Genomic DNA, 18,542 nt, shown 5'->3' with positions numbered 1-18,542 from the left:
TGAAATGGTGTTTGTGCAATTTAATTGCGTACATTCAACTCAACATCGAACTTTATGGTATTAATATAAAAATCAATCGAATTATGTGCAGCGCAACATCATGATCCTCGACAGACTTGACCGTAAGATATTGAACGTCCTGCAACGCGATGGGCGGATCGCAAATGCGGACCTTGCCGAAAAAATCGGTTTGTCACCCTCTGCCTGCCTGCGTCGCATGCGGGCGCTGGAAGAAGCCGGTGTCATCGACAGCTATGTTGCTCTGCTCGACCAGCGAAAACTTGGCCGGCGGATGGACGTGTTCGTTGAAATCTCACTGACTGGCCAATCCAAAGAAACACTGGAGAGTTTTGAACGGGCCGTTGCCCGCTCTGAAGAGATCATGGAGTGTTTCCTGATGGCGGGTGATGCTGATTACATCCTGCGCCTGACTGCAGCGGACCCGATTGATTTTGAGCGCATTCACAGGGATCACCTGTCGCAACTCCCGGGCGTGTTGCGTATGAAATCATCCTTTGCCATCCGCCCGATCGTCAAACGCACAGCGCTCCCCTTATCCGAAACAGCGGACGTAGCAGACCGATAGGCCGCGTATGTGAGGCTATCGACGTTCCGGTTCTTGCCCGCTATAGTCGCGACCCTTCTTAGAGGCTTTACAGGAACCCCGTCTGGTGTCCCACACGATTACCCGTTTTCTTGATACGACTTACCAACTTGCTGAATGTCCAACCTGGGACGAGCGCACCAACAGGCTGCTTTGGGCCGATATCCAAGGGCGCAGCATTCAATCGATGGATTGGGACACACGCGCCATCACCACATGGCAATTCGACAACGAAGTCGGGTCCTTCGGCCTGTGCGATGATGGTCGGCTGATTGTTAGTGTCTGGGACAAAGTGGTTCTGTTCGATCCTCAAACCGGTACTCAAGAGGTTTTGGCCGAGGTCGAAGCCAACATACCTCAGACGCGGTTGAACGACGGGAAGGTTGGCCCGGACGGTGCTTTCTGGGTGGGTACAATGGACACAAGCTCCCCGCGGGAACCGATCGCCGGTCTCTACCGCGTCGACAGCAGTGGTGAGGTTGCGGAAATCCGGGACGAACTGCAGTGCTCGAATGGCCTCGCCTGGACGCCGGAGGGCGACTACATGTACCACTCCGACACGTCACCTGGATGGATCGAGTGCTATGCCTTTGATGCGGCAACCGGCTCTTTGGGCGCGAAAATGTTGTTCGCGCAGCAAACCAACGCCACGGGTCGGCCGGATGGCGCAACGGTCGATGCTAGCGGCAATTACTGGAGTGGCGGGGTTTCGTCCGGCGTGGTCAATTGTTTTGCACCGAACGGAGAATTGCTGGAGGCGATCAAGATGCCCGTGCAACGGCCGACCATGCCCTGCTTTTGTGGGCCAGACCTTGATCATCTGATCGTTACCAGCATCAAGCAGCCGTCCGATCCGACCTCCGTCGAACCGGATACACTGTCCGGCGGGTTATTCCTGATCGAAGGCCACGGTCAGACTGGCTTGAAGACCTATCGCTTCAAAACCGCTCAATAGAACCGGAATTCAAGAACCGGGCTTGGGCCCTTGAAGCAGCATCAAAAATTGCTGTAGATCCGAGCGTTTCGGGTGCAGTCGCGAGCGCTCACGCGTTTCAAAACCGTCCGTGCCGGCTGTATGAGCGTGTTTTGAACAACGGTCTGATAGACTGCGGGCCTGTGCACTTTGCAAAGCACCTGCCGTCCGTTGATGGTTTGGTATTCCCAACGTGTGTGGGCCCGATGGGTCATGATGGTGCGTTTGATGTTTTTATAGACCGCAGGCTGGTGAACTTTCTCGTAGCAGGCCTTTGTCATGCTGCTGCCAAATGCTGGCCCAGCCCCCAGAACGGCCGCTGCCAAGACCATCACTTTGACGCTGATTGGATACCGCATACTGTTTCCCTGTCTTGAAGTGACTGAAAAGACGACTTCACCCTAGGAAAAATCTTGTTTGAGAGAAAGCAATTCTCCGAATTCTACTTAAGGCTTTCCTGCGACGCCTCCAATGCATGGCAAATTGCAATGATCCATGCTTAACCCGCTCTTTCCAAATTGGCGGAGAAAGAGTTAAAGCGTCTTGGAGATACTGACTTCTGCCGCCGGCCGCGGCTTAGCCCTATATAGCCCCTAGCGGCAGCCTTTTGCCCTGATCGGTTGCCATACCGTGCGAGCCGGTTGCACCAACACATTCCGGCTCACAGTCCGATAGACGGCTGGCTTTTGTACACGGTGTGAGGTTGCCGGTTGTATCAGCACCTTTTCCTTCACGTGGCTGTAAACGGCAGGATGTCGTACCGCGACTTTTGAAGCCGGCTTCACCAGTACGCGCTGCGATGCCGTCTGATACACAGCTGGATAGTGCACCTTGCACAAGATCCGGCGGCCTTTGATCGTGCGGTACTCCCAGCCACTAGACGTCGGCTTCACTTGCACCTTGTGATGCTGTGTCTGGTAGACGGCAGGACTGGTGCGATACGTGACGCGCTCCGGCTGAACAAGCACACGGCGGGTTTGATACGCATACTTTGCAGGTTGCTGAACCACATAACTGCTGGCGGCTTGAACCAGAACACGCTCATTGACCGTCTTGTACACGGCGGGCACAACGGCCTGTTCATAGCAAGACGATGCATACCCGCCCGCTATTGCGGCATTTAGCGCGAGTGGGCAAAACACGAGCGCGGTAACCGCGCTCCAGAAGGTGCGACGCATAACATTCCCCCAGTCTGGCGCAAGGTAGCGCCTGCCCCATGACAGTAGGGAAGCTTCACTTGGGGGAAAAGCAAAAAGTTAACAGCTGTTAACTTTTCTTCAGCCTGTCTTTGGAAGGTCCTGTTGCGCCGGCCCTTTCTCGTAATCGGTGTCTTCATTGATGATATGCCGTGCTTCTTCCGGCACCCATTCACCCCACCGTGGCTCCAGTTTATGATCGACCGAAACACGGTCATCGAACACAAAGCACTCGCCCTTCCAAAGACTTTTGTCTTCCGGCACTTTCTCCAGATAGTTCAAAATGCCGCCTTCCAGGTGGTAGACGTCCTCAAAGCCGTTCTTGAGCATCCAGGCCGTTGCTTTCTCGCAGCGGATCCCACCGGTGCAGAACATGGCAACCTTTGGCTTGGTTTTCAGATTTTCCTGATCGTGCACCCAGTCCGGAAATTCCCGGAAAGACTGGGTTTCCGGATTGACCGCCCCTTCGAACGTTCCGAACGCATACTCGTAATCGTTCCGCGTATCGATAACGACCACACCCGGCTCTGAAATCAGCGCATTCCAGTCTTCAGGGTTGACGTACTCGCCCACGACTTCGTTCGGATCTATGTTGTCGACCGCAAGCCGGACGATTTCCTGCTTCAATCGCACTTTCATGCGTTTGAAAACATGGCGGTGTGTCCAGGACTCTTTGTGCGTGAGCTCTGCGAGACGCGGATCGGACCGCAAGTATTCAAGGACAGCACGTACACCCGTTTCAGGACCGCAAATGGTGCCGTTGATGCCTTCGGACGCGAGCAGAATGCTGCCGCGCACATCTTGAGAGACGCAGAACGTTTTGAGCGGATCCCGCATCTCCTCGAAATCATCGAGCGGCGTAAAATAATAAAGGGCTGCGACAAGAAAGTCGTTCATGGGGCTTTGTCTTTTTGTTTGAAAGGCGCCATCGGGCCAGGCCCGTTTGGCGCCCTCTATACAGCGACAGCCCCCTGCCTGAAAAGTCCGCAGTTTCTCGGACCCTTCACAAACACCCGTCAAGGCCGCCGTTGGCGGTCATTGAACCGCAGTTTTTACAGCCTTCAAAAGGTCCAGGAGATTCTGATCCGGGTTTTCAGCGGCCGCGGCAGCAGCGCTGCTGCTTTCGGTGACCTTGTGCAGCTGCGCGATGCCGGCTTTCAATGCGCTTTGGGCCAGTTGGGTCTGCTGTTGCTGCGTCGCCACCGCATTTTCATACAAGATGCTAAGCGAGTTTGCGTTGGAAACATACAGGCTGGCCACTGCGACAGCGGGCGACAGTCCGAGAACGAGATCATTGAGACTTGCCGCCTCGCCGATCTTGGCCAGGGTCTCCATGTCAGATTCAAGGGTATTTAGAGGCGCATCAGCCGATTGCTCCGGCTGCGCTTGAGATTTGCTTGGCATGATATCTTCCTTCACTTGCCGGATCATCCGGTCTGGAGGGGCTTCACCTGCCCTCAACGCCTTATCCCGATGGATCCACTCTTTTGGATGCGCCCAATATTCATCAGGGTTACCGGGATGAGGCTGCAGAAAGTATCAACCTATAGTTGTTAATTCTTTATTGCTCCACGCATACGTAATGGCTCCGTTCCAGAAACTGGAACAGAGCCAATGGCTTATAAAGCGGATTTTGGCTTACCGGCCGCCACTGAACGCCTGAAGGACCGTCATAAGACCGGTGAGGTTGTCGGCAACGCCGGTCTGGCCAACCTTCTCGGTTGCACCTGCACCAGCCATGGTATCCATGCTGTAGATCTGCATGACGCCCTGGTTCACCGCAGCTTGCGCCAGAATGTTTTGCTGCTGTTGTGCGGCCACCGCATTTTCGAACAAAATGCCGGTTGAGTGTGCCATCGACTGGTACAAAGTGCTGATGGCCATGGCCGGGGATTCACCAACCACCTTGACGTTGGATTGGGTCACGGCGTCCGTGACCATCGGGTTCACTGTTACGGGATCTGCCATATTTGCTACTCCTTGAGCTGAGCCGGTTCACGTTCGGCTATCGGCACTTGGTTAGACGCCCGCAAATCTTGTGTGTGAAAGCAAACCTGACTTATCTGATTGATAAAAATAGAAAAACAGCAATTCGGACCCAAAAAATCCCGCTCAACGAAAAGCCCGCCGACGATGGCGGGCGGGCTCATACAATCCTCATGCAATCCAGATTATGGTTTTGGTCTGTTTTGTTGCTGGCCCGCATTCGCTTGAGACCGGAGGCCCGCGATCTGGCGCTCAACCTCTCTGGCAACCATCGAGTTGATATTCCCCATCAATGTGTTGAGCTGATAAGCAACCTTTGGATCAGCCAGTGCTGCTGCGCCTGGCCCGAATTGCGGCACTCCCTGGAACGCCTCCCCCTTTTTTTGCTGACTGGCTTTCAAAAGCTCAGTGAGGGAGGCCTTGTCATTGAGAAGTTTTTCAAGGGCAGCCTGTTGTGCGGACATGGTATTGGAAAGTTGCTCTGCCTTGTCCCGCGCATCGGTCAGGACGCGTTCTACCGCTTGCATCCCTTCATCCAGCGCAGCATCCCCGGCTTCCTTTTTCTTCAAAATTTCGGCTGCGATCCCGACAACTGTCGGCAATGACCTGTAGAGGGATTGGTAGTCGGACTGCAAAGTCGAGGTCTTCAGGAAACTCTCAAGAATTTCCTTGAGGAGGTCTGAGCCTCCGCTGCTTCTTCGGCCAGAGCCAGTGCCAGTGCCTGTAGCTGATCCGGGAGCGGCGTTTTGTTGACCTGTACTACCTGCCTCACCAGAAGCTGCGTTTGATGCAGTTTGTTCAGCATCAGCTGCTTGACCACTGGTTCCGTCGGCAGGCCCAGTTTTCTGCGTTGGCGTATCGGCTGCCGCAGCCTCCTGCGTGCCTTTGGCGCCTTGGGCGGAGGCCTTTGGATCACCCGCGCCTGCGGGGGCGGCTGGACTTGGTTTGCGGACCATTTTCCGGCTCCTTTATCTCATCGCTCGGCTCTGACGGTTGTTGTTCCCATTCGGGTAGTGGGGGCTCACGGTCCTGCAATCTGGAAACCATCTGCTCGCGGATGGACGCAATCCGCCGCGCCCTCAATGGTCCCGACTTTGGTTCCGTCCAATCGGCGCTATCGGCTCCCGCCTTCTTCCCGTACCTGCATGCAAGGATATCCCGGTTCCAGTCGCGGATTTGACCTCGGCAATGCTCTTGAGGGCGCTGTGGGCGGTCCGGCCGCGAACTGGACACATCCGCTGGAAGACTGTGATTGGCGTCGCCCGGAAACCCTGGATCCACACAGCCGCACCGGCCATGTTTTTGCGACCATCCATTTGCCGGATCGCCTACCCGAATGCTGGCAACTGCCTCAGGTGCAATCGGATCATTGATACCTTCCAGCGCCCGCAGAGCTGCTTCCACGGATGCCCGGGCCTCAACCAGGTAGCTGGATCGTTGGGCAAACTCGATATGGACTTCCGGTTCCGTAAAGCTGCCGCGAACCTGTTCGGCAACTTCGGCCCAGTTCACAAGACACTCAAGAATAAGGTCATCAATCTCGTGATAAGCGGTTATGAGATGTGCGGTCATTTCTTTCTCCCGGTCATGCGGTCCAACAGGCGGTTGACCGTCTCCTTTTCTTCCGCGCTCAGGTCTTCAAACGCTTCTGAAATCGTTTTTTCCTTCCGAACCTTTGGAAGCTTCCCTCGCTCGCTATCGTCTCCCGGAACGCTTTTGTCGCTACCTGTTTCATCCCGCCCCCGGGTTTCGTCATCATCACCCGCAAGAGATCGGGGCGGGTTCATGGGCCAGAGAGTAGTTTCCTTCGCGACGGCCGGAATTGACGCCCACGGGCGCACTTGATGATATGCAAACATTGGCTGCCTCCTGTTGGTTCAGCCCGCAATACTATGACCCCGTTTTGAAATCAGAGATCACCGTTTTGGACGAGGTTCCTGCTGTCGTACTTACGCTTCCATAAACACCCACTGCCTGCGTCACCATTTGCTGGATGTCGGTCAAAAGCGGGATTTCCTCGCCGGCAAGCGGCGGATTCTCGGCCGCTTTCTTGATCGCAACCGCCTGTGCCGCCACCGCAATCTGCATGATTGCATTCATGTAATTTGCAGCGTCTTGAACCGCGAGGCCGGTTGTCTGGCCAACCATCAGCTCAGGCGGTGTCGACACCATGGTCGGTGCATACTCGGCGTTTTCATAGTTGGAAAACTCGGCAGCTTGAACGGCTTGCTGATTGAGCGCACTGGTGGTCGGCGCAGTGGGCGCAGTCTGAGTAGGTTGCGGATTAGTCTGCCCCCCGGTGTCATTGCCTTTTCCGGGACCGGCTCCGCTTGGCGCGCCGTTATCAGGCTTTTCGCCGTTGCCATTCTTAGAAGCTGTCATGGCCTGTGTGTCCTTTTGCGCCGCAGGTTTAAGGTGACCGTTTGCATCGCGTGATAATCCCGGAACGGCGGCATTGGCCTCTGTTGCCGGTTCCGCCGGTTTCGAAACCGGCTTGCCTTTGCCCATCAATGACTTGAGCGCGCCAAACATCACTGGTTACTCCCTGATTGACGCCTCTCACGACCGTTAGCCGGATTCGCCGATATCCATGATCAGCTGGCACGCCTTGGAAACCACCGCGGTGGTGATCTGGTTCATGGCCTGTTGACTATGGACTGCGTTCTGGATGGACAAACCGGAAGCGTGGCTTGCCACCTGATAAAGGCTGGCGATCGCCTGGGCAGGGGCCTCGGCGACAACTTTGACGTTGGTTTGTGTCACCGCATCCGTGATTTGTGCATTGACTATGTCAGCCATCTCTTCATCCAGTTCCGTGTTGATCGCGATCCAATCGGCCTGTGTATCCGGTACGAGCCGTCAGGAGAGTGGACGCTTCATTGCACCGCCTGTGACACCGGGCGGGTTTGTTTGCCGGGCGCAGTGTCTTCTCCGACGGCCTCGCGCAAATGTTGACGCAGATGCTGGACACGCTTGCGGGCAAGCGGTTCCGAAATGGCCATGGTCACGGCAATTTCCTTGTAGGTACACTCTTCGCAAAACCTCAGGCGAAATATGCGCTTGAACTCCGGTGTCAGCGCATCGACTGCCGTCAAAACAGCCCGCAAAGCATCCTGATGCCGCAAAGTGTTCTCTTGGTCCGGCTGCCTGTCTGCAAGGTCAGCTTTGTGATCCTGATAGATGTCAGCGCCAAAATCCCGAACCTGGCGTTCGGACGTCTCTTTACGCAAGCGGCTGATATATTCGTTCTTCATGGCAAACAGCAGGAAAGCCCGCGGTTCACGAATAGCCGTATGGTGCCGCTCAACGTGGCTGACCGCCTTAATCAAAGTCGCCGACAACAAATCCTCAGCAGCCTCCCGATCTCCGCGCGTCAGGCGTAGAGCTCTGCGGCGCAGCACCTGACCATCGTCTATCCAGCTCATCCAAAGGCTTTGCGCTGGACCATTCCACCTCAGCACCTGTGCGTTCTGGCCTGTCATACGGCGTCTCCGTTTCGCACTTTGAACCCGTTTTGTTCACACAACCCAAGGACGCTAGGAATTTTTTCTTGTGATCTTCTTTTTGCGATTTTTTCGGAAAAGGATTACTTCAAAACATAATATCGCCACCAACACCATGTTTTCATTGCATTAAGCTATGTGAGTTTCATTATGCAGTTTAACATACGAACACCGCAGCACAACCAAATACACAACCTTAAATAGAGATTGACGAATTAGGCGATGACGCTGGGCATTGTAGGGACAGCAACGTAATCAGCAAAACGCGGATTACGAATGAGAGAAACAGGCAATGTATCCAGACCGGCCACCCCCGAATGAACCTTCGTTTTTGCAATTGTTCCACATCGCGGCCAAATGTGATTGCCTTTATCTTTTGGACTTTTATTGTCAGTTGCTTTTCTCACACAATCGAACAAGCCACCTGTCGGAAGAACAACAGGCCTTTCTGGCAAAAGCAGCCCATGATGATATTGTTGCCGTTGCTGCTGAGCAGAACAGGCTTTTGCCTCCAAGAGATCAATTGCTGTTGTGCGGCAATGAACCTTATTTCATCAAGCCAATGCCAATCGAAGCCGTCGAAAGTGGCCTGGCCGGCGATGAGGAAAAGTATCTTTTCAATCTCTGGCACGAGAACAAAGGCGTCATTCAAAACGATGACCGTCTGACGAAACTTTCCTCAAAGTTCATTCTCACCTTGCCTGAAGCCGATGCAGGCAAAGTCCCTGAATTGACCTTTGCCGGGCGCGACAGCACGTTCCGCAGGATGTTTCCAGCCGCGATCGCAAACAACCGTCCGGTGGTGGATGTATTGCCGGAAAAATACGTGGCGGCTGCAACGGATGCCTATCATATAGCAATTGCGGGAGAGCCGTCCTTCGACATTCAAAGAACAGGACCGCTCCTTGGACCGAAGGTCCCGAATATCACCCAGCAGCGCCTTGTGCTGAAATTCAAGTCCTCATCCGGATTTGAAAGGGTTTTCAGCCTGATCCGGGTCCTTCAGATTCATGAAACTTCAGACCGCGTGAAAAGTTCAGCTCCGAAGCTAGGAAACTAGCTACTGCGGGGCGCAAAACCGTCCGCCCTTTAGAACCTTCTCCTTAAGCGGCTTGCGGTTTCACCTGTAAATCCCGCAAGACGGCGCCCGCAATTTCAAAGGACCGGAGACGCGCCTTGTGATCATGGAGCATGCCGGTGACCATCAACTCATCTGGCTTATACCGATCCAGCAGATGCCGAATCTGAACATGGACCGTCTCCGGTGACCCCGTGGCAGAACAAGACAGCGCATGCTTCACCTGCGCAAGAACGGGCGCCGGAATTTCTGAAGACAAATCCTCGACCGGATACGGGAGTTTGCCTGGCCGCCCGCTCCTTAGGCGTGCAAATGCAAGATATTGCGAGGACCGCAGATACTGCGCCTCTTCATCGCTTGCCGCCGCACACACACCAGCAGCCATCACCGCATAAGGCTGATCCAGATATCGCGACGGCTGGAACTGGGCCCGGTAGATCGAAAGCGCGTCATCGAGCATGTCTGGTGCGAAGTGTGAGGCGAACGCATAAGGCAAACCATAGTGCGCTGCCAGCTGAGCCCCATAAAGGCTAGAGCCGAGGATCCAGACCGGAACATGAGTGCCCGCGCCTGGAATGGCTCGGACAGGTCCACTTTCAGCCTCATCTGCGAAATAGGCCATCAGTTCCTGAACGTCCTGGGGAAAGGTGTCGTCCGGCGCCATATGCCGCCGCAAGGCGCGCGCCGTTGCCATATCCGTGCCAGGCGCCCTCCCCAAGCCCAGATCTATCCGGCCCGGATAAAGGCTTGCCAGCGTGCCGAACTGTTCTGCAACGACCAGCGGCGCATGATTGGGCAGCATAATCCCACCGGCACCAACCCGGATGGTGCTGGTCGCCCCCGCCACATGCCCGACCACAACAGCGGTCGCCGCACTGGCGATCCCAGGCATGTTGTGGTGCTCGGCCAGCCAGAACCTGTGATACCCTTTGGCCTCCGCCAGCTGGGCGAGCTCAACCGAATTGCGGAGCGCATCAGCTGCCGTTTTACCCTCCGGGATGGGCGACAGATCGAGCAGAGAAAACTTATGCATGAGCGGCTCCTTTGTCTGGCAGCTGTTCACTCAAACACACCCATACAAGCCTCACGACCGCATTTTTAGCTGACACCAGCTGATTTCTGCCGCACATAAATCCTGACCCAGCATGCAAGAGCTGTCGCATTTAAGTAAGGCGATTTGCCGCAACCGGGCATCAAAAAAGCACGTGAAAATGCGGACGAACGGCAGAACCCCGCTGTGCTAGCGTTACATCATCGAGTGACAGCGATGGGGGCAACTATGAACTTTCTGATTGTCTATGCAAGCACCGAGGGGCAAACAAACAAGATTGCCAAATTCATGGCCGGAATACTGACCAATGCTGGTCACCAGGTCCGGTTCCACAATGTCAGCGATGTTTCTGACGGGCTCGCAATCACAGACTATGACCACGTGATCGTCGCAGGGTCTGTACACTCTGGAAAGCACCAACCAGATCTTCAGCTTTTCGTTTACGCAAACCGGGAACGGTTAAACAAACTGCCAAGTCTACTTGTGTCCGTGAGCCTTGCAGCAGCATTTCCAGACACCCAGAGCGAAGCCCAAGGATATGTCGACGCCTTCCTGGAGGCCACAGAATGGCAGCCGACGCATACGCTCCTGACCGCCGGCGCAATCAAACCGGGGATCTACGACTGGTTTCAAAAATCGGCCTTGCTGGAAGGGGATCTGGCGGCTCATGTTGATGAAGATCTTCAAGACACGCGCGAATTCACAGACTGGGATGCATTGAAGCAAAAAACAGCTGAACTCACCGCCACTTGACGCGACAACAGGTTGAACCAACGCAATCTGTTTCAGCCATTATAGAAGGAAATTGGTGGGTGAGTGGGGGCTCGAACCCCAGACCCGCTGATTAAGAGTCAGCTGCTCTACCAACTGAGCTACACACCCAACGCTGTGGCGATGCCCAAGGGCCTTCGCCGATTGCGGGGATATATAGTCGCCACCATCCGGCTGCAATGGCTCTGTGACACTTTTTTGTCACGCCGCTCAGCCGTTTCCACAGCTTCGGTTCAGCCACGCGATACCCCAACTGCGCGCTGGCCTGACCACTGGATGTTGGAAATTTTCAAAAACATTGCCGATCTTATGCGCAACAAATGAATTTTTGGCTTGACCCCTCCCCCCGGTCTCACTAGGGTGCGGCGCATCAAATCGGGCCGGAAGAGCCGGTTTGTGCGTTAGCTGAATGTAGCTCAACTCGTGGGAACGCCGCACCTTCTTCCAAACGGTCTTGTTATCAAAGACCTGCAGCATCAAAGGACCGGAACGACATGATGATGTCGCTCATTCTAGTAGTGGTGGAAAAGCGCGCCCTGGCGGGATAACCCCGACCGGCATATTGGCGCGCGACCAAGGCTCCCTCAGGGGCCTTTTTTTGTATCCGCCGCCTGAAACGCTTCTTCTTCCGGACTTTGATGCCGCAGCAACAGGGCCAAAACCAAACTTGAGAGCCAATAGCCTGACCCATCAGGCGAACATGCAAGGACGTGAGACGAATGACACGGGAAATGACCGGCGCTGAAATGGTTATCCAGGCGCTGAAGGACCAGGGAGTTGACACAATCTTCGGCTACCCGGGTGGTGCTGTGCTTCCCATCTATGACGAGATCATTCAGCAGGACGGCCTTGAGCACATTCTGGTGCGCCATGAACAAGGGGCTGGCCATGCTGCGGAAGGTTATGCGCGCTCGACCGGCAAACCCGGCGTTGCCCTGGTCACATCCGGCCCCGGCGCGACCAACATGGTCACCGCCCTTACGGACGCCATGCTGGACAGCATTCCGCTGGTCTGCATCTCCGGCCAGGTTCCGACCCACTTGATCGGCAACGACGCTTTCCAGGAGTGCGATACGGTCGGCATCACCCGCCCCTGCACCAAGCACAACTGGCTGGTCCGCAATGTCGACGACCTGCCACGCATCCTGCATGAGGCCTTTTATGTCGCAACCTCCGGCCGTCCTGGCCCGGTCGTTGTCGACATTCCGAAAGACGTCCAGTTCGCAACCGGCACCTATCAGGGGCCGACCCCGAACCCGGCTGCAGCCCACAAGAGTTACCGGCCGCAGGTCAAGGGCGACGCAGCGTCGATCCGGATGGCAGCCGAAATGATGGCAGCGGCCAAGCGGCCGATCCTTTACACGGGCGGCGGTGTCATCAACTCCGGCCCGCAAGCCACACAGCTGTTGCGCGAGCTTGTGTCCCTGACCGGCTTCCCGATCACCTCAACCCTGATGGGTCTCGGCGCCTATCCGGCTTCCGGTGACAACTGGCTGGGCATGCTCGGAATGCATGGAACCTACGAAGCCAACATGGCGATGCATGATTGCGATCTGATGATCAACATCGGTGCTCGTTTTGACGACCGGATCACCGGCCGGACCGACGCGTTCTCGCCGGGCTCCAAGAAAATCCATATCGACATCGACCCGTCTTCCATCAACAAGACCATCAACGCCGACCTGCCGATCATTGGCGACGTCGGCCATGTTCTGGAGGATCTGGTCCGGATCTGGCGGTCTTCATCCATGAAGGCAGATGCGGCAGCGATGAAAGACTGGTGGTCGCAGATCGATACCTGGCGTGCACGCAATTCTCTTGCCTACAAGCCAAACAGCGATGTCATCATGCCGCAATACGCCATTCAGCGGCTGTATGAGCTGACCAAGCACCGTAAGACCTTCGTCTCAACGGAAGTCGGTCAGCACCAGATGTGGGCGGCGCAGTTCTATGGCTTTGAAGAGCCGAACCGCTGGCTGACGTCGGGCGGCCTCGGAACCATGGGCTATGGCTTGCCAGCTGCGATCGGCGCGCAAGTCGCACACCGCGACGCCTTGTGTGTCGATATCGCAGGTGATGCATCGATCCTGATGAATATCCAGGAGATGTCTACGGCTGTTCAATACCGGTTGCCGGTAAAGGTGTTCATCCTGAATAACCAGTACATGGGCATGGTCCGCCAGTGGCAGCAGCTCCTGCATGGCAATCGCCTGTCTCATTCCTATACGGAAAGCCTGCCGGATTTCGTCAAGCTGGCCGAGGCCTATGGCGGGGTTGGTTTCCGGGTGGAAAAACCGGGTGATCTGGACGGTGCCATCGAGGAGATGATCGCAGTCGACAGACCGGTTCTGTTTGACTGCCGGGTTGCGGCACTCGCCAACTGCTTCCCGATGATCCCGTCGGGCAAAGCTCACAACGAAATGCTGCTTCCGGACGAGGCCAATGACGAGGCCGTTGCCAACGCGATTTCCGCTGAAGGCAAATCCCTCGTTTAAGGCCAGGTCACAAGGATTTTTGAGAAGATGAACGCACAAAACGTCAATGCACCTTCCGCCTATTTCCTGGCCGAAGTCAGCAATGAAATCGAAACCCATACCCTATCGCTGATCGTTGACAACGAACCGGGCGTGCTTGCCCGCGTGATCGGCCTGTTTTCCGGGCGCGGTTACAACATCGACAGCCTGACCGTGTCAGAAACAGAGCACGAGAAACACTTGTCCCGGATCACGATCGTGACGACCGGTACACCGATGATTATCGAGCAAATCCGCCATCAGCTTGACCGCCTTGTGCCTGTGCACCGTGTCACCGACCTGACCGTTCGGGCCCGCCGGCTCAACCAGGACAAACCGCTGGAGCGCGAACTCGCACTGATCAAGGTTGTCGGCGACGGAGACAAGCGCTTGGAAGCTCTGCGTTTGGCAGATGCATTCAAGGCAACGGTCATTGATGCAACGACCGAACATTTCGTTTTTGAAATCACCGGCCGGACATCCAAGATCGAGCAGTTCATCTCGATCATGAAACCGCTTGGACTGGTCGAGGTCTCCCGCACCGGTGTCGCTGCTGTTCAGCGGGGATCAGAGGGCCTCTAAAAAGAGTTCTTCGGAAAAAAACATTGGCCCCGGTGACTGCGCCGGGGCCTTTTTATTTGGCTGCGTCTCATCCAAATCCGTCAGGCTGGTTCAAAACGCCAAGTTTCTCAGAAACTATCTCGCGACCGGAAGACCTGTCATGACATCCGGATCGTCTCGCTGCGCCTCAAGGAGAGCGACCAAGTCGGAAAACGGCATTGGTTTCGCAAAATAGTAGCCCTGAAGACGATCGCAGCCGAGCTTGGAGAGAAGATCTGCCTCTTCCTTGGTCTCGACACCTTCAGCAGTGACGCCAAGCTCCAGTGCCTGCGCAATCTCGATGATCGAGCGCAGCAAACGCAATCCACCGCTTCCGGCTGTCACCAGGGGCGCCAAACGGCGGTCAATCTTGAGCCGGTCCGGGTTGATCCGCTGCAGCGCGACCACCGATGCCCGGCCACTGCCAAAATCATCGACTTCTATTGAAATCCCCATGTTGCGAAGCTCATCCAGCCGCTGCAAGAACGCATCATCCTGTTCTTCCAAAAAGATCGTCTCAAGCAGCTCAAAACTTATCTGCCCTGGATAGGCCTGAATTCGCCGTCGAAGATCCTCAAGGTCTGTCAGATTGACCCTGTCTTCACTGACATTGAACGACAACCCGATGGAGCCTAACGCTGCAACGGGCAAACTGCGGCATTGATCAATCGCCTTCTCAAACATCTGCTGATCGATTTCGCCCGCGACACTGAGGTCTGTGGCAATGGGTAGGAAATCTCCCGGCGCAAGAATTCCCTTCTCAGGATGACGCCACCGGGCCAGAACTTCAATTCCGACGATCTGGCCGGATTTTGCTTCCACTTGCGGCTGGTAGTAAGGCTCGAATTCCTTCTCCTCGATCGCACGCAGAATATCATCTGCAAGCGCTTTCGCCTGGCGGACGTCCTCCAGATCCGAGCGGTCATAAATCTCAATACGCCCACGGCCACGATGTTTCGCCTTGTAAAGCGCCACATCAGAGTTGGTGAGGAGATTTTCAACGTCAGAAAGCGGTGTCTCGGCGATCCCGATCGAAGCTCCGACCCGGCACTCCTTGTCGTGGGTGCGTACAGGTCGCGACAAAGCCTTCAAAAGCGTTTTGGCGAGATCGCCCGGCCGGTCCAAGTTATTTGACAATGGAGCCAAGACGACAAACTCGTCTCCGCCGATCCGGGCAACAGCCTCGCCAGGTTCCAAAACAAGCCGGATACGGTTCGCCGCCTCGACCAGCACATCGTCACCAGCCCGATGGCCCATCGTATCGTTGATCTGTTTGAACCGGTCCAGATCGATATGAAGCGCCGCGATTTCGCCGCCAACAAACTGACGCCGCTCTATGAATTCCTCCAGCGTTTTCGCCAGGTATCTGCGATTGCCCAGGCCGGTCAGATCATCGTGAAGCGCCATGTGGGTAATTTCGGCATTGGCCTTCTTCAGTTCTTCAGAATTCCTCTCGAGCGCCCGGCGCTGACGGACCAGCTCGGTCGTATCGATCCGCAAGATGACCAAGTCACCGTTTTCAACCCGTGACCGCAACAAGCGATGATGCACATCACCCGGCAATTCCAAGTCCTGCACCGGTTTATCCATTTCCTGGTCCTGGTGCTTGTCGGACATCCACTCCTCTTCCCGGCCTATTGCGTTGGCGATCTTGCCTGCGCGGATCGCGACCCGGGCAACTTCGGTGCGATGCATTCCGGCTTTCAGGTCCGCCGGGTCATTCGACATCGATGCCCGGTACGCATCATTGCATACCACAAGGCAATCATCCGCATCGTAGATAACAAACGGTGCCGGATAAGCATTCAGTGCGGCAATCAACCGGGCTTGCGCCTCTTCGGCAGCCCTTTTTTCACGAACAAGTTCTGTCGAGTTCAATCGGATAACGACGTAGTCGCCGTTTGGCGCGCGTGATCGCAAAAGGCGATGGTGAACATCCCCATCCAGCTCCACGTCCTGCGCCGGCATCTCCAGCGTATTTGGAGACAGGATTTCATTGATCCATTCATCTTCCCGGCCAACCGCAACTGGATATCGTCCATGCTGTATTGCAAGGCGCAGCACCTCTTTGAGATGCATTCCCTCAATTAGCTCGTCCGGTGTATCGGTTACAGAGGCTGCATAGCCGTTGTTGCGGTAGACAAGCTTCAAATTAGAATCGTAGATGACGATCGGATCCGGATAGGCATTGAGCGCGCTCAAGATCCGCTGATGTGCATCTTTAAGCGCCGCCAGATCTTCATCCGGACTATCAATCGCAGGGCTGCGCTCCGTCGCTTTGTCCGCAACCAATGCGCCAGAGATGTCCCTGTAAGTCACACAGCTGTAAAGCTCACCTGTGGCTTCATCTTGATACGTAAAACCAGAGGCACTCACACAAATCCGGGAGCCATCCTCGTTAGCCAGCTCCGCCGTTTCTTGGACTTTTTCGGATGGGCACTGGAGAAGCTGCCTATGAACGCCTGCAAATGGAAATGTGTTCTCGAAAGTCCTGTCTCTCCGGGCTCCGAACAACACATCAAATGCATGATTGGTGTAGACGACTTGCAAGACCTTGCCGTCCGGCCCTGATTGGCAGGCAGCAACAGCATCGGCTGTCAGATCAAGAAACGATTTTTTGAGTAATTCCAATCCAGCACTCGCCTTTGGAAGCATCTCTTTTGTTTTATGAAACACCCGTTAGTCAAGAATGAATGGAAGTAAACAAAAATCCAGATCTTTCCAGAAAAATATACTTAATATTGTAAAATATAACCATACCGCAGGTGCAAAAAATCATAACATCCAACGAACGGCAATGACCAGGATCTCTTCTACGGAAGGTGCCGATCAAATTGAGAGACTGATTCATCTTCAAAACGCACAGCTCGAAGAGCGCTTGAGGACCCATTTGTGCCATCGCGACCTAGACGCGACACGGATCTGCGCGTATACGACACCGGCGTTTTTGCGGCGCACCTGCCGCAGCTGATACACCTGTCAAGAATAGAGGCTCTAGGCCCATGATCCACGGTCTGTCCCGGCCGAAGAACCAGATCCGCTGGCTGCTGCTGGAAGGCATCTCGCCGACCGCGCACGCGATTTTGGAAAAAAACGGTTACACGAATGTGGAAGTCCTGTCCGGCGCGCTGGAAAAGGACGCCCTGATCGAGAAGATGCAGGACGTGCAGATGCTCGGCATCCGCTCCCGTACACAAGTAACTGAAGAGGTTCTGGAAGCGGCAAAGTCGCTGGTCGCCGTCGGCTGTTTTTCTGTTGGCACCAACCAGGTCGATCTCGGTGGCACCCTGACCCGAGGCATCCCGGTCTTCAACGCACCGTTTTCCAACACACGGTCCGTGGCTGAGCTGACAATTGCCGAAATCGTCATGTTGATGCGCGGTGTCTTCCCGAAATCGAGCGGCGCTCACGAAGGCCGCTGGATGAAGACGGCTGCTGGCTCTCATGAGGTGCGCGGCAAGACCCTCGGCATCATCGGCTACGGCAACATCGGCACGCAGCTGTCCAATCTCGCAGAAGCGATGGGCCTGCGGGTGATCTATTACGATACCATCGACAAGCTGCAGCACGGCAACGTCATGCCGGCCGACAGCATGGACGCGCTCCTCGCTGAATCCGACGTCGTCTCACTGCACGTGCCCGACACGCCGGGCACCCGGGACATGTTCGGCGCAGATCAGATCGCCAAGATGAAAAAGGGCGCGTTCCTGATCAACAATGCCCGCGGCAAGGTCGTCGACATTGATGCGCTTGCAGCAGCCCTGAAATCCGGACACTTGGCCGGCGCTGCGGTGGATGTCTTCCCGGTTGAGCCGAAGTCCAACAAGGACGAGTTCATCTCGCCTCTGCGCGGTCTCGACAACGTGATCCTGACCCCGCATGTCGGCGGCTCAACCGAAGAGGCTCAGGCTCGCATCGGTGAGGAAGTCTCCAAGCGCCTGGTGGAATACTCCGACGTTGGCTCTACGATCGGCGCAGTGTCCTTTCCGCAGGTTCAGCTGCCAAAGGGCACGGATGCGACCCGCTTCATTCAGGTGCACCACAATGCGCCCGGCGCGATGCGCACATTGAACGATCTCTTCACGCGGCACGACCTCAACATCCATGCCCAGTACATGCAGTCGCATCTGGACATTGGTTATGTGGTGCTCGATGTCGACAGCCCGGTTCAGGATCCGGTCAAGATCCTGGAAGAAATCCGGGCCTTGCCAAACACCATCCGGGCCCGCCTGCTCAACCGGGTTTGAGCCGAAAGAGCATCTCACGC

Annotated in this window: 20 protein-coding genes and 1 tRNA gene; 7 read left to right on the top strand and 14 right to left on the bottom strand. The window is 55.6% G+C overall.

Going from position 1 to position 18,542, the window contains the following annotated elements; genetic code table 11:
* Positions 1 to 100: 100 nt before the first annotated feature.
* Positions 101 to 586: an Lrp/AsnC family transcriptional regulator gene (locus tag AC0J4F_RS12535; RefSeq protein WP_473023631.1), complete on the top strand. Its 486-nt coding sequence runs from the start codon at positions 101 to 103 to the stop codon at positions 584 to 586.
* A gap of 85 nt (positions 587 to 671) precedes the next feature.
* Entirely contained in the window at positions 672 to 1,559 is an 888-nt protein-coding gene (locus AC0J4F_RS12530; RefSeq protein WP_473023630.1) for an SMP-30/gluconolactonase/LRE family protein, read from the top strand.
* A 41-nt stretch (positions 1,560 to 1,600) separates the two neighbouring features.
* Here AC0J4F_RS12530 and AC0J4F_RS12525 read toward each other — a convergent pair whose 3' ends face one another.
* From AC0J4F_RS12525 to AC0J4F_RS12475, 11 genes are all read right to left on the bottom strand, one after another.
* Positions 1,601 to 1,936, bottom strand: coding sequence for a hypothetical protein (locus tag AC0J4F_RS12525; RefSeq protein WP_133946405.1), 336 nt, complete (start codon positions 1,934 to 1,936; stop codon positions 1,601 to 1,603).
* A 234-nt stretch (positions 1,937 to 2,170) separates the two neighbouring features.
* On the bottom strand, positions 2,171 to 2,755 hold the full coding sequence (locus tag AC0J4F_RS12520) for a hypothetical protein (RefSeq protein WP_473023629.1): 585 nt from the start codon (positions 2,753 to 2,755) through the stop codon (positions 2,171 to 2,173).
* Between the two features lie 99 nt (positions 2,756 to 2,854).
* Entirely contained in the window at positions 2,855 to 3,670 is an 816-nt protein-coding gene (gene trhO, locus AC0J4F_RS12515) for an oxygen-dependent tRNA uridine(34) hydroxylase TrhO (RefSeq protein WP_133946402.1), read from the bottom strand.
* Positions 3,671 to 3,808: 138 nt separating this feature from the next.
* Positions 3,809 to 4,177 (bottom strand): RebB family R body protein, encoded by a 369-nt coding sequence (locus AC0J4F_RS12510; protein WP_166672605.1) that lies wholly within the window; start codon positions 4,175 to 4,177, stop codon positions 3,809 to 3,811.
* Positions 4,178 to 4,411: 234 nt separating this feature from the next.
* Positions 4,412 to 4,741 (bottom strand): RebB family R body protein, encoded by a 330-nt coding sequence (locus tag AC0J4F_RS12505; protein ID WP_133946398.1) that lies wholly within the window; start codon positions 4,739 to 4,741, stop codon positions 4,412 to 4,414.
* A 203-nt stretch (positions 4,742 to 4,944) separates the two neighbouring features.
* Positions 4,945 to 5,715: a hypothetical protein gene (locus tag AC0J4F_RS12500; RefSeq protein WP_133946396.1), complete on the bottom strand. Its 771-nt coding sequence runs from the start codon at positions 5,713 to 5,715 to the stop codon at positions 4,945 to 4,947.
* Positions 5,672 to 6,331, bottom strand: a complete 660-nt coding sequence (locus AC0J4F_RS12495; RefSeq protein ID WP_473023628.1) for a hypothetical protein — start codon at positions 6,329 to 6,331, stop codon at positions 5,672 to 5,674. Before AC0J4F_RS12495 ends, AC0J4F_RS12500 begins: the two co-directional genes overlap by 44 nt.
* Complete coding sequence (locus tag AC0J4F_RS12490) at positions 6,328 to 6,618, bottom strand: hypothetical protein (RefSeq protein ID WP_133946392.1); 291 nt, start codon at positions 6,616 to 6,618, stop codon at positions 6,328 to 6,330. The genes AC0J4F_RS12495 and AC0J4F_RS12490 overlap by 4 nt, the downstream gene beginning before the upstream one ends.
* Positions 6,619 to 6,649: 31 nt before the next feature.
* Positions 6,650 to 7,291, bottom strand: coding sequence for a hypothetical protein (locus tag AC0J4F_RS12485; protein WP_133946390.1), 642 nt, complete (start codon positions 7,289 to 7,291; stop codon positions 6,650 to 6,652).
* A gap of 36 nt (positions 7,292 to 7,327) precedes the next feature.
* Positions 7,328 to 7,558 (bottom strand): RebB family R body protein, encoded by a 231-nt coding sequence (locus AC0J4F_RS12480; protein WP_133946388.1) that lies wholly within the window; start codon positions 7,556 to 7,558, stop codon positions 7,328 to 7,330.
* Positions 7,559 to 7,635: 77 nt separating this feature from the next.
* On the bottom strand, positions 7,636 to 8,241 hold the full coding sequence (locus tag AC0J4F_RS12475) for an RNA polymerase sigma factor (RefSeq protein ID WP_209002121.1): 606 nt from the start codon (positions 8,239 to 8,241) through the stop codon (positions 7,636 to 7,638).
* A 415-nt stretch (positions 8,242 to 8,656) separates the two neighbouring features.
* Between AC0J4F_RS12475 and AC0J4F_RS12470 the strand changes: the two genes are divergently transcribed.
* Positions 8,657 to 9,322, top strand: a complete 666-nt coding sequence (locus AC0J4F_RS12470; RefSeq protein ID WP_133946386.1) for a hypothetical protein — start codon at positions 8,657 to 8,659, stop codon at positions 9,320 to 9,322.
* A gap of 43 nt (positions 9,323 to 9,365) precedes the next feature.
* Here the strand turns inward: AC0J4F_RS12470 and AC0J4F_RS12465 are convergent, their stop codons facing one another.
* Positions 9,366 to 10,373 (bottom strand): LLM class flavin-dependent oxidoreductase, encoded by a 1,008-nt coding sequence (locus AC0J4F_RS12465; RefSeq protein ID WP_473023627.1) that lies wholly within the window; start codon positions 10,371 to 10,373, stop codon positions 9,366 to 9,368.
* Between the two features lie 246 nt (positions 10,374 to 10,619).
* Between AC0J4F_RS12465 and AC0J4F_RS12460 the strand changes: the two genes are divergently transcribed.
* Positions 10,620 to 11,144, top strand: coding sequence for a flavodoxin domain-containing protein (locus AC0J4F_RS12460; RefSeq protein ID WP_166672604.1), 525 nt, complete (start codon positions 10,620 to 10,622; stop codon positions 11,142 to 11,144).
* A gap of 53 nt (positions 11,145 to 11,197) precedes the next feature.
* On the opposite strand, the gene AC0J4F_RS12455 is transcribed toward AC0J4F_RS12460, so the two are convergent.
* A tRNA-Lys gene (locus tag AC0J4F_RS12455) sits at positions 11,198 to 11,273 on the bottom strand.
* Between the two features lie 608 nt (positions 11,274 to 11,881).
* Between AC0J4F_RS12455 and AC0J4F_RS12450 the strand changes: the two genes are divergently transcribed.
* On the top strand, positions 11,882 to 13,657 hold the full coding sequence (locus tag AC0J4F_RS12450) for an acetolactate synthase 3 large subunit (RefSeq protein WP_055672229.1): 1,776 nt from the start codon (positions 11,882 to 11,884) through the stop codon (positions 13,655 to 13,657).
* A 27-nt stretch (positions 13,658 to 13,684) separates the two neighbouring features.
* Positions 13,685 to 14,257 (top strand): acetolactate synthase small subunit, encoded by a 573-nt coding sequence (ilvN, locus tag AC0J4F_RS12445; RefSeq protein WP_008189543.1) that lies wholly within the window; start codon positions 13,685 to 13,687, stop codon positions 14,255 to 14,257.
* A 114-nt stretch (positions 14,258 to 14,371) separates the two neighbouring features.
* Here ilvN and AC0J4F_RS12440 read toward each other — a convergent pair whose 3' ends face one another.
* Positions 14,372 to 16,906, bottom strand: a complete 2,535-nt coding sequence (locus AC0J4F_RS12440; RefSeq protein ID WP_209002112.1) for an EAL domain-containing protein — start codon at positions 16,904 to 16,906, stop codon at positions 14,372 to 14,374.
* 371 nt (positions 16,907 to 17,277) lie between these two features.
* On the opposite strand from AC0J4F_RS12440, the gene serA reads away from it, so the two are divergent.
* Positions 17,278 to 18,522: a phosphoglycerate dehydrogenase gene (serA, locus tag AC0J4F_RS12435; RefSeq protein ID WP_306149037.1), complete on the top strand. Its 1,245-nt coding sequence runs from the start codon at positions 17,278 to 17,280 to the stop codon at positions 18,520 to 18,522.
* Positions 18,523 to 18,542 lie beyond the last annotated feature (20 nt).

This window comes from Roseibium sp. R5 (genome assembly GCF_055755305.1).
The sequence above is the reverse complement of the archived record's forward strand: the minus strand, read 5'-3'. Positions and strand labels throughout refer to the sequence as shown.